This is a genomic window from Serratia sp. 506_PEND (assembly GCF_001076875.1).
Classification (GTDB): domain Bacteria; phylum Pseudomonadota; class Gammaproteobacteria; order Enterobacterales; family Enterobacteriaceae; genus Serratia; species Serratia marcescens.
The window spans coordinates 1-10,635 of sequence record NZ_JVEL01000564.1 but is presented as its reverse complement, the minus strand read 5'-3'; the positions used below and the strand labels follow the sequence as shown (position 1 = coordinate 10,635).

General features: G+C 58.6%; 11 protein-coding genes. 5 read left to right on the top strand and 6 right to left on the bottom strand.

The window, feature by feature from the left end:
- Positions 1–249 precede the first annotated feature (249 nt).
- The 4 genes from tyrS to anmK all read right to left on the bottom strand — a co-directional run bounded on the left by tyrS (position 250) and on the right by anmK (position 3,875).
- Positions 250–1,524, bottom strand: a complete 1,275-nt coding sequence (gene tyrS / locus ADK28_RS25180) for a tyrosine--tRNA ligase (RefSeq protein WP_033640489.1) — start codon at positions 1,522–1,524, stop codon at positions 250–252.
- 138 nt (positions 1,525–1,662) lie between these two features.
- Complete coding sequence (gene pdxH / locus ADK28_RS25175) at positions 1,663–2,316, bottom strand: pyridoxamine 5'-phosphate oxidase (RefSeq protein ID WP_004931292.1); 654 nt, start codon at positions 2,314–2,316, stop codon at positions 1,663–1,665.
- Positions 2,317–2,405: 89 nt separating this feature from the next.
- A complete protein-coding gene (locus tag ADK28_RS25170; RefSeq protein ID WP_016927910.1) occupies positions 2,406–2,708 on the bottom strand; it encodes an MliC family protein in 303 nt (100 codons plus the stop codon).
- A gap of 45 nt (positions 2,709–2,753) precedes the next feature.
- Positions 2,754–3,875 carry an anhydro-N-acetylmuramic acid kinase gene (gene anmK / locus ADK28_RS25165; protein ID WP_048796963.1) on the bottom strand — a complete coding sequence of 374 codons (1,122 nt, stop codon included), beginning with the start codon at positions 3,873–3,875 and terminating at the stop codon, positions 2,754–2,756.
- A gap of 359 nt (positions 3,876–4,234) precedes the next feature.
- On the opposite strand from anmK, the gene ADK28_RS25160 reads away from it, so the two are divergent.
- Positions 4,235–4,699, top strand: a complete 465-nt coding sequence (locus tag ADK28_RS25160; RefSeq protein ID WP_028128178.1) for a glycine zipper 2TM domain-containing protein — start codon at positions 4,235–4,237, stop codon at positions 4,697–4,699.
- Positions 4,700–4,791: 92 nt separating this feature from the next.
- Here the strand turns inward: ADK28_RS25160 and slyA are convergent, their stop codons facing one another.
- Complete coding sequence (gene slyA, locus ADK28_RS25155; protein ID WP_004931301.1) at positions 4,792–5,223, bottom strand: transcriptional regulator SlyA; 432 nt, start codon at positions 5,221–5,223, stop codon at positions 4,792–4,794.
- Positions 5,224–5,403: 180 nt separating this feature from the next.
- On the opposite strand from slyA, the gene ADK28_RS30660 reads away from it, so the two are divergent.
- The 3 genes from ADK28_RS30660 to ADK28_RS25145 are packed head-to-tail and all read left to right on the top strand — an operon-like array spanning position 5,404 to position 8,541.
- Entirely contained in the window at positions 5,404–5,640 is a 237-nt protein-coding gene (locus ADK28_RS30660; protein WP_004931303.1) for a DUF1656 domain-containing protein, read from the top strand.
- 3 nt (positions 5,641–5,643) lie between these two features.
- Positions 5,644–6,507, top strand: coding sequence for an HlyD family secretion protein (locus ADK28_RS25150; protein ID WP_004931305.1), 864 nt, complete (start codon positions 5,644–5,646; stop codon positions 6,505–6,507).
- A gap of 3 nt (positions 6,508–6,510) precedes the next feature.
- Positions 6,511–8,541 carry an FUSC family protein gene (locus tag ADK28_RS25145; RefSeq protein WP_048796962.1) on the top strand — a complete coding sequence of 677 codons (2,031 nt, stop codon included), beginning with the start codon at positions 6,511–6,513 and terminating at the stop codon, positions 8,539–8,541.
- Here ADK28_RS25145 and sodC read toward each other — a convergent pair whose 3' ends face one another.
- Entirely contained in the window at positions 8,542–9,063 is a 522-nt protein-coding gene (gene sodC / locus ADK28_RS25140; RefSeq protein WP_033640491.1) for a superoxide dismutase family protein, read from the bottom strand. It abuts the gene before it with no gap.
- 241 nt (positions 9,064–9,304) lie between these two features.
- Between sodC and ADK28_RS25135 the strand changes: the two genes are divergently transcribed.
- Positions 9,305–10,635 (top strand): polyurethanase (locus tag ADK28_RS25135; protein WP_048796961.1); only part of this gene is annotated, 1,331 nt, incomplete at its 3' end.

The window sequence follows — 10,635 nt, the reverse complement described above, 5'->3', positions numbered from 1 at the left end:
TCTATGTCATCGTGGATAAAAATCATAACCAGACATTTGACGATAATGATTTTGTTTTCTCGGTCGGCAACCATAATCCCAACGTGGTTGCCGCAACTCTGCACTACCACTCGCCCGCCGTCACCGTGAACGGTGTTGCGGCCGAAAACTCGCTGCCGGAGGCGTTTGCCTAATCGTCATCCGCGCCATGCGATAAAAAAAGCCCGGGGAGCTCCCCGGGCTTTTCATGTCATATAGACTGGCTGACGCTTACTGCCAATCCACCAGGCAGTAATGCTTTTTGCCGCGACGCAACAACGTGTAGCGGCCGAACAGACGGTCTGAATCGCTGAAGCGGTATTCGGCATCGGACTGCTTCTCGCCGTTGATGGTTACCGCGTTGGAGCCGATCATGGTGCGCGCCTGGCCGCGTGACGGCACCAGTTCGGCATTCACCAGCGCCTGCTGCAGATCGGCGTCGCGGTCCAGTTTGATGGTCGGCATGCCGTCCTGCGCCAGTTGGGCGAAGTCCGCTTCGGTCATGTCGTGCAGCGCACCGGAGAACAGACTCTGGGTGATGCGCTTGGCGGCCGCCAGGCCTTCCGCACCGTGCACCATGCCGGTCACTTCTTCCGCCAGCACGTACTGAGCCCGTGGCGCCTTACCGCTGTTCTTGTCTTCTTCTTCCAGCGCGTTGATGTCTTCGAGGCTCATGAAGGTGAAGAACTTCAGGAAGCGGTAGACGTCGGCGTCGGCGGTATTGATCCAGAACTGGTAGAACTTGTACGGGCTGGTTTTTTCCGGCGCCAGCCAGACCGCGCCGCCCTCGGTTTTACCGAACTTGGTGCCGTCGGCTTTGGTGATCAACGGCACGGTCAGGCCGAACACCTGCTTCTGGTGCTGACGGCGCGTCAGATCGATACCCGAGGTGATGTTGCCCCACTGATCGGAACCGCCGATCTGCAGCTCCACCTGGTGGCGGTTATACAGCTCGGAGAAATCGTAGCCCTGCAGCAGGTTATAAGAGAACTCGGTGAAGGAGATGCCGGAGTCGTCGCGATTCAGACGCTGCTTGACCGCTTCCTTGTTGATCATCTGGTTGACGGAAAAGTGCTTGCCGATGTCACGCAGGAAGGTCAGCACGTTCATGCCGCCGAACCAGTCGTAGTTGTTGGCCGCGATAGCGCTGTTGCCGCCGCAGTCGAAATCGAGGAACGGGGAAACCTGTTTGCGGATCTTCTCGACCCACTCGTTCACCGTATCGGTGGTGTTCAGCTTGCGCTCCGCCGCTTTGAAGCTCGGATCGCCGATGAGGCCAGTGGCGCCGCCCACCAACGCTACCGGCTTGTGGCCGGCCAGTTGGAAGCGCTTCAGGCACAACAGGGGAACCAGATGGCCCAAATGCAAGCTGTCAGCGGTCGGATCGAAACCGCAATACAGTGCAATTGGCCCTTGCGCCAGTCGCTCCGCTAACGCTTCCTCATCCGTAACCTGGGCAACGAGGCCCCGCTCTTGCAGTTGTTTAATCAAGTTGCTGCTTGCCATCAATGACTCCATGTATAAACGAATGCACCTTTGCCGGTACACGGCCTTTCGCCCAGTGGCGAAATAAAAATTCAGGGTAGCGCATAGAATAAAGCGCCGGCGGCATCAGCACCAGCGCTTAGAGAGGATTTTCCGCCTTCAGGGTGCCAGTCGGTCAATTTTCCAGTCATTCCCGTCCCGCTGATACAGGAAACGGTCATGCAGGCGATGGGCGCCGCCTTGCCAGAACTCGACAGAGTCAAATTTCACGCGGAATCCGCCCCAGAAACTCGGCAACGGCACCTCGCCCTGCTGGAACTTCTGCTTCAGCTCGAGGAATTTGCTTTCCAGCACGCCGCGCGCGGAAATGCGCGACGATTGTTGCGAGACCCAGGCACCGATCTGGCTGTCCTTCGGCCGGCTGTTGAAATACTTCAGCACGTCGAGCGTCGACAGACGCTCCGCCTGACCGAGGAAAATCACCTGGCGATCGAGCATGTGCCAGGGGAACAGCAGGCTGATATGCGGGTTGTGCGCCAGCTGTTGCGCCTTGCGGCTGCCGAGGTTGGTGTAGAACACCAGCCCCTGCTCATCGAAATGCTTCAGCAGCACGATGCGTTGATAAGGCTGGCCGTGTTCGTCGACGGTCGCGACGCACATGGCGGTGGGATCCGCCAGGCGCGCGTCGCAGGCCTGTTTCAACCAACGCTCGAACAGTTCGAGCGGGCTGGCGGTCAGATCGTTGCGGCGCAGGCCGCCCCGGGTGTATTCTCGGCGCAGGTCCGCAACATCAAACTCATTCTTTTCAATCATCTGGGTTATCGACCAACTGAAAAAATCCGTCGTTACATTCTGCGCCTGCGGCGTCAGGAACTCAATCGCTCCGACGCCGCCGTCAACCCTCACTCCGTCAACACGCAGTCGCTCATGACTACCTTGCCGTTGCGCTCAAGATAGGCGTTACGGTCTTTCGACCAAAAAGTGTATTTACCGTCGCTGTATTTGGCGCCGGTCAGCGCCAGCACCTGCTTAAGATGCAGCTGCTCGCCATCCATCAGCAGGCTGACTTCACTCGCCTTGCCGTCGAGCGCCACCGTCAGCGGCGTAGTGCCACACTGATAGTGCATCGTCTGGCTGCTCTGCGGCAGGATGTAACTGCAGCCGGACAGCGCCAGCGCGCCGGCGACGAAAAAGACTTTTTTCATGCTGTTGCTCCTTAGAAAAATCCTTCACAGGCTATCCTAACAGAGCTAACGGCCCCCCAATGGCAAAACCGGATAAATCCCACCCAGCACCGTTTCACGGCTGGCGCCGGTTACCGAAGGCAGATTGCCGGCCTGGCCGGACAGCGTACGGAAGGCCAGCCAGGCAAAGGCCAACGCCTCCATGTCGTCACCGCTGACGCCGAAATCGTCGGTCAGCCCAACTTCCGTGCCCGGCAGCAGCGCCGACAAACGCGCCATCAGCAGCGTGTTGCGCGCCCCGCCGCCGCACACCAACAGACGCTCGCACCCGCCGGCCAGCTGCACCTGTTCGCTGATGCTGACGGCGGTCAGTTCCGTGAGCGTGGCCTGTACGTCGACCGGCGCAATCGCCGGCAATCCGGCCAGCTGCCGTTCCAGCCAAGCGATATTGAAATACTCGCGGCCGGTGCTTTTCGGCGCCGGCTGCGCGAAGTACGGATCCGCCAGCATCTGCTGCAACAACGGCAAGCAGACCCGCCCCTGCATCGCCCAACCGCCGCCCTGATCATAAGGCTGCGCGCGGTGGCGCCACACCCAGGCGTCCATCAGCATGTTGCCCGGCCCGGTATCGAAACCGCGCACCGCCGTACCGGGCAACAGCAGAGAAAGGTTGGCGATGCCGCCGACGTTTAGCACCATGCGCCGCTCGACGGGATGCCCCAGCAGCGCCTGATGAAATGCCGGCACCAGCGGGGCGCCCTGCCCACCGTACGCCATGTCACGCCGGCGGAAATCGCCGACGGTGGTGATATTGGTCAGCGCGGCGATGCGGTTGTTATCGCCGAGCTGCATCGAGAAACGCGCGTCGCCTTCCGGCTCGTGCCACACCGTCTGGCCGTGGCAACCGATGGCAGTGACCTGCTCCGCGTCGATGCCGGTTTGCTTCAGCAGACCGAGCACCGCCTCGCCGAACAGCGAGCCCAACTGCGCGTCCAGCCGGCCGACGGCGGCCAACGTAGTTTGCTGCCCCTGGCACATCCCCAGGATCTCTTTTTTCAACGCCATCGGCATCGGATGGCTATAGCTGGCCTGCTGCGCCACCATACGATCGTCGATCGCGGCCAATACCACATCGATTCCGTCCAGACTGGTGCCGGACATGACGCCTATATAGCGGCCTGACTTCATAGCAACATCCTCTAACCCGCGCGGTAAGCAAAATTTATCCTGACAAATAAACCAGAATTGCCGGATTAACGCCATGAATTATGATGCTTTTTTTACGCACCGTGAGCCAGATGCCCCCTGGCGCCGCTGTGGCACGGGCTATGTGTTAAACCGTGCCATAACAGGTGACGGAATGTCGCCAAGGCTGTCATAAAGGTAAACCGCGGTTTATTATTGGTTGAACAGAGAAAAGTTAAGCTGCATGCAGCGATGAAGCATGGCGGTGTGTCAACTTTCAGCCATACTTTGTCTATCATTTTCACTGAATCTTGCCTGGTGAGCATTGCCAGGTTATGGACTACTACCATCAGGAGTTTTATATGATCAAGCGTCTTCTCGTCGTTGCCGTCGCCGCCGTTACGCTGGCCGGCTGTGCCAATGAATCCATGTCCGGCGATGTCTACTCGTCCTCGCAGGCCAAGCAGGTACAGACCGTCACCTACGGGACGCTGGTTTCCGTGCGTCCGGTTAAAATTCAGGGCGGCGAAGGCTCCAACGCCATGGGGATGATCGGCGGCGCGGTGATTGGCGGGCTGTTGGGCAACACCGTTGGCGGCGGCACCGGTCGTACGCTGGCTACCGCGGCGGGCGCTATTGCCGGCGGCGCGGCGGGTAACAGCATCGGTGAAGTGGCCGGTCGGACCTCCGGCTACGAGCTGGAAATCAAGACCGACCAGAAAGAGAACATCGTGGTGGTACAGAAAGCGGGCGACACCAAGTTCAGCCCTGGCCAGCGTGTGCGCATGGCGCGCATGGGCGACACCATCACCGTTTCCCCGTTGTAAGTCTGTCGGCGACAAACGGCAAACCGGAGGCAATCGCCTCCGGTTTTATTTCTGATGCTGTGAAACTGTAATCGTAGAAAATAAGAATATTATTATTTGTTCTGCAGTTCGGTGATATTTTGTTCTAACTTGCCAATCAGCCCTACCAACAGATGCACTTCGTCGGCGGTAATGCCGCTTAAAATCTCACTGCGTGTAGACGTGATCACGCTGTCCACTTCCCTGATGATCGGATCGGCCGCTTCGGTCAGCTTGATGCGCTTCGCGCGGCGATCGTTGGCACAGGTGTGACGCGTGATCAGCCCCTTCTCCTCCAATTGGTCCAGCGTGCGAACCAGTGACGGTTGCTCGATACCGATCGCCTTGGCCAACTGGATTTGCGACTGCTCCGGCGGCAAACGATTGATATTGTGCAAAGTGACCCAGTGCGTTTGGGTCAGCTCCAACGGCTTGAGCCGATGATCGATGAGCGCGCGCCAAACACGAACTAATCGTGCTAAATCTGAACCTAATGTTGACTCCACTTCCCCCTCCTTATAATTAGCATGCTAACATTACCTCCCAGAGTTTAGACTATTTTGGGTAACTCACATTAAAAACACAAATGTATATAATGTATATTGTGGAAATAGCCACTATTTTTAGCCGTTATTGTTTAATCGTTATGCAAATATTCAACATATTCACCCTTAGGGATTGTTAATGTGAATACATCATGGTTACACACCTCATCCCCCTTACCCGATTTGGTCCTGGGGGCATCGCTTTATTTTCCGCCTATATTTAAAGCTTTTTTACTAGGACTGGTCTTATGGCTGCTGATTCATCAACTGCTGAGAGACTGGATGTATTCCGGTGAAATCTGGCATCCCATGTTGATGGACCTGTCCATTTTCGTTCTGACCGTCAGCGGTTCCTTATGGATTTTAGCGAGTTGGTAACCCATGCAGCATAAAACATTAAAATACTTCTCTACGGTGATCGTCTGCGCCATTGCCGTCTGCGCCGGTTGGTGGCTCTGGAATTATTATATGCAATCCCCATGGACCCGTGATGGAAAAGTGCGCGCCGAACTCGTCAATATCACCCCTGAAGTCTCTGGAAGATTAGAGAAAATAAGCGCGAATGACAATCAGTTCGTACCTGCGGGAAGTCTGATTTTTACCCTCGACCCGGTGCCCTACCAGATTGCGCTGGACAATGCCGAGGCCGCGGTGGCAAAAGCGCAATCCGATCTGGCCAAAGCGGACCACGAGGCTGCCCGCCGCCGCGGTTTGCCACGTAACGTTATTTCCGCTGAAGACTTGGACGAGTCCAATTTAGCCGCTCAGGCAATGAAGGCCGCCTATAAAGCCGCGCTGGCCAACCTGGAACAGGCCAAATGGAATTTGAGCAAAACCAAAATTTATGCGCCAACCGACGGTTATATCACCAACCTGCAGGCACGCGTCGGAAACTACGCCAACGCCGGCACGCCTCTGGTGGCGTTGGTGGATGTGCATTCGTTTTATGTGCTCGGTTATTTCGAAGAAACCAAGTTGAAGCATATAAAGGAAGGCAATAAAGCGGACATCGTTTTATATAACGGCAACACGCCGCTGCAGGGGGAAGTAGAGAGCATCGGACGCGCCATTTACGATCAGAGCGTCGACAGCAGCAATGATCTATTAATGGACGTTAAGCCTAATGTGCCTTGGGTGCGTTTGGCCCAGCGCGTGCCGGTGCGGATAAAATTGCTCAACGTGCCCGCCGATTTGACGCTGGTCGCCGGCACCACCTGCACCATCTCGATTCATCAGCGGAACTAAAGTGTGAATCTGCCTTTTCTGGAGTGGAGCCGGACCCCCTGGGGTAAGGCGACCGGCGGACAATGGCGCTATGCCCTGCGCAACTCGCTGGCGATGTGTCTGGCGCTGTGGGTGGCGTTCGTGCTCGAACTCGACGAACCCTATTGGGCACTCACCTCCGCCGCGGTGGTGAGCTTCCCCACCATCGGCGGCGTGATCAGCAAAAGCATCGGCCGCATCTTCGGCAGCCTGGTGGGCGCCGCCGCGTCGGTGGCGATCGCCGGCCACTGCCTGAACGATCCCTGGCTGTTTACGCTGTTCATCGCCGCCTGGATCGGGCTGTGCACCTACGTCTCGAATCATTACCAAAACAACGTCTCTTACGCCTTCGCGCTGGCGGGCTATACCGCCGCCATCATCGCCTTCGGCACGGTCAACGTCACCGATACCCAGCAGATATTCGATATCGCTCAGGCGCGGGTTTGCGAAGTGATCACCGGCATTCTGTGCGGCGGGTTGATGATGATGATCCTGCCCAGCACCTCCGACGGCGAAGCCCTGCTGACCTCGCTGCGGCGCATGCAGCTGCGCCTGCTGGAGCACGCCGCCATGCTGTGGCAGCCGGAGGTCACCGCGCAGATGCGCACCTCGCACGAAGGGGTCATCGGCCAGATCCTGACCATGAACCTGCTGCGCATTCAGGCATTCTGGAGCCACTACCGGCTGCGGCGGCAAAATAACCTGCTCAACTATCTGCTGCATCAACAGCTGCGCATTACCAGCGTCATCTCCAGCCTGCGCCGCATGCTGCTGAACTGGCCGGATCGCCCCGCCAATCTGATGCCGGTGCTGACGCAACTGCTGGACGAACTGCGCGATCCCGCCACCGATAAATATCGCTTGGCGCGTCTGCTCCAGCAGATCGCCCCGCAAGATGCGACGGACTACCGCCATCGCGCCTTCTGGCTGCGGTTGCGCGATTTCTGCTGGCTTTACCTGCGCTGCAACCGCTGGCTGCGGCAGTTGGAAAGCGCCACGGCGGTCAGCGATCTCCAGCCGCCGCGCGTCACCCCACTGGCGCGTCATACCGATAGCTACGAAGCCGCCTATAACGGCCTGCGCACCTTTTTATGCATCGTGATCGGCTGCGCCTACTGGATCAACACGCAATGGGACGCCGGCAGCGCGGCGCTGACGCTCACCGCCATCAGCTGCGTGCTCTACTCTTCCACGCCTTCGCCGATCAACAGCGTCAGCACCTTGCTCAAGGCGGTGCTGCTGCTCTCGGTCGCCTGCTTCGTGGTGAAATTCGGTTTGATGATCCAGATTGACGATTTCTGGGTGTTTTGCGCCTTCCTGTTCCCGATCCTGGTGACCATGCAGATGCTCAAGCTGCAGAACCCGCCTTATGCCGCGCTTTGGGGGCAACTGATCGTCTTTATGGGCTCGTTTCTGACCGTCAGCAATCCGCCGAGCTATGACTACCAGTCCTTTATCAATGACAACATCGCTAAAGTCGTCGGTGTATTGCTGGCCGGGTTGGCGTTTCAGATCCTGCGCCCCAGCTCGGACAAACGCAAAAGCCGCCGCATTATCCGCGCGCTGCGGCGCGACTTTATCGATCAGTTGAGCAAACGGCCGCAGCAGAGCGAAAGTCAGTTCGAATCGCTGATCTACCATCGCATCAGCCAACTCAATCAAAGTCAGGATCAGGAAGCGCGCACCTGGCTGCTGCGTTGGGGCGTGGTGCTGCTCAACTGCAGCCATATCGTCTGGCAGCTGCGCGACTGGCAGACCCGTTCCGATCCGCTGTCGGCGGTGCGCAACGTCTGTATCCACTGCCTGCGCGGCATCATGACGGAGAAAGGCGTGCAGCACAGTTCGCTGGACGCCACGCTGCAGGAGCTGCTGCGCATGAGCAACGCGTTGGCGCATCACCCGGAACAGGCGGCGCGCGATCTGGCCGGCCTGATCTGGCGGCTTTACTGCTCACTGCAGCAGCTGCAACAGGCGATGGGCCAGCCCGCCGCCGCACGGGCCGTTAGCGGCGGGTGATCACTTGATCACGCCGCAGGCGAAGCGTTCGCCGCCGCCGCCGAGCGGCTGTGGATGATCCGAATGGTTATCGCCGCCGGCATGCACCATCAGCGCCTTGCCCTCAATTTCGCTGATTTTTTTCAGCCGCGGCGCCAACACCGGGTAATTCGCCATGCCGTCGGCGGTCACATAGATGGCCGGCAAATCACCCAGGTGCCCGTCGGCGTACGGCCCGAGGTGTTTCCCGGTTTTTTGCGGGTCGAAATGTCCGCCGGCCGCCAGCGCCGCCACCGCTTTGCCGTCCTTCATGCCCGGCTCGCAGCTGCCTTTTTCATGCACGTGGAAACCGTGTACTCCGGCCGGCAACGCTTTCAGGCTCGGCGTGAACAGTAAGCCGTACGGCGTTTCGCTGATGACCACGTTGCCGATGTCCTGACCGATACCCTGCCCGGTCACCAGATGCATCTCGACGTCGGTTGCCGCCGCCTGAGCCGCGCCACACGCCATCAGGCCGAGCGCCGCATACCAATAACGTTTCATCAATCAGTCTCCTTAATGACTATATCGAGCTATCAGTATAGGAGAGCCTGCGCCGGCACTGTTAACCAACGCACAATCTCGCCAATTTGATTCGCAGACCTAATATTTGGCACTAATAATAATTCTACCGATGTTGGTCCTCCGACCAGCTGTCGTTCGGCTAACGTTGTTTCCCTGTTTCCACCGCCGGCGCATGAGAGTTCGCTTCCAGGCCAGGCGGCATACTTCATAAGGAACTGATATGGGCATCTTTAGCTATAAGGATCTGGACGAAAACGCGTCGAAGGCGCTGTTTTCCGACGCCTTGGCCATCTCTACCTACGCTTACCACAATATCGATAACGGCTTCGATGAAGGCTATCACCAGACCGGTTTCGGGCTGGGTCTGCCACTGACGCTGGTCACTGCGCTCATCGGCAGCACCCAGTCGCAGGGCGGCCTGCCGGGCCTCCCCTGGAATCCCGACTCCGAACAGGCCGCGCAGGAGGCGGTAAACAATGCCGGCTGGTCAGTGATCAGCGCCGCGCAGCTCGGTTACGCCGGCAAAACCGATGCGCGCGGCACCTACTACGGCGAGACCGCCGGTTACACCACCGCACAGGCCGAGGTGCTGGGCAAATATGACAGCGAAGGCAATCTCACCGCCATTGGCATCTCATTTCGCGGCACCAGCGGCCCGCGCGAGTCGTTGATCGGCGATACCATCGGCGATGTGATTAACGATCTGCTGGCCGGGTTCGGGCCGAAAGGCTACGCCGACGGCTACACGCTGAAGGCCTTCGGCAACTTGCTGGGCGACGTCGCGAAATTCGCGCAGGCCCACGGGCTGAGCGGCGAGGACGTGGTGGTCAGCGGCCACAGCCTCGGCGGGCTGGCGGTCAACAGCATGGCGGCGCAGAGCGACGCCAGCTGGAGCGGCTTCTACGCGCAGTCCAACTATGTCGCCTTCGCCTCGCCGACCCAGTACGAAACCGGCGGCAAGGTGCTCAACATCGGCTACGAGAACGATCCGGTGTTCCGCGCGCTCGACGGCACCACGCTGACCGGGGCGTCGTTGGGCGTTCACGATGCGCCCCATACCTCCGCCACCAACAATATCGTCAACTTCAACGATCACTACGCTTCGGACGCCTGGAACCTGCTGCCGTTTTCCATTCTCAACATTCCGACCTGGCTGTCGCACCTGCCGTTCTTTTATCAGGACGGCCTGATGCGGGTGCTGAACTCCGAGTTTTATTCACTGACCGACAAAGACTCGACCCTCATCGTCTCCAACCTGTCGAACGTCACGCGCGGCAATACCTGGGTGGAAGACCTGAACCGCAACGCGGAAACGCACAGCGGGCCGACGTTTATCATCGGCAGCGACGGCAATGATTTGATCAAGGGCGGCAAAGGCAACGACTATCTCGAGGGCCGCGACGGCGACGATATCTTCCGCGACGCCGGCGGCTATAACCTGATCGCCGGCGGCAAAGGCCACAATATCTTCGATACCCAGCAGGCGTTGAAAAATACCGAAGTCGCCTACGACGGCAACACGCTTTACCTGCGCGACGCCAAGGGCGGCAT

Bases quoted from the DNA above. Each gene is read 5' to 3' on its own strand.
- tyrS (WP_033640489.1), bottom strand. From the start codon at position 1,524: ATGGCAAGCAGCAACTTGATTAAACAACTGCAAGAGCGGGGCCTCGTT.
- ADK28_RS25170 (WP_016927910.1), bottom strand. From the start codon at position 2,708: ATGAAAAAAGTCTTTTTCGTCGCCGGCGCGCTGGCGCTGTCCGGCTGC.
- anmK (WP_048796963.1), bottom strand. From the start codon at position 3,875: ATGAAGTCAGGCCGCTATATAGGCGTCATGTCCGGCACCAGTCTGGAC.
- ADK28_RS25160 (WP_028128178.1), top strand. From the start codon at position 4,235: ATGATCAAGCGTCTTCTCGTCGTTGCCGTCGCCGCCGTTACGCTGGCC.
- sodC (WP_033640491.1), bottom strand. From the start codon at position 9,063: ATGAAACGTTATTGGTATGCGGCGCTCGGCCTGATGGCGTGTGGCGCG.
- ADK28_RS25150 (WP_004931305.1), top strand. From the start codon at position 5,644: ATGCAGCATAAAACATTAAAATACTTCTCTACGGTGATCGTCTGCGCC.
- pdxH (WP_004931292.1), bottom strand. From the start codon at position 2,316: ATGATTGAAAAGAATGAGTTTGATGTTGCGGACCTGCGCCGAGAATAC.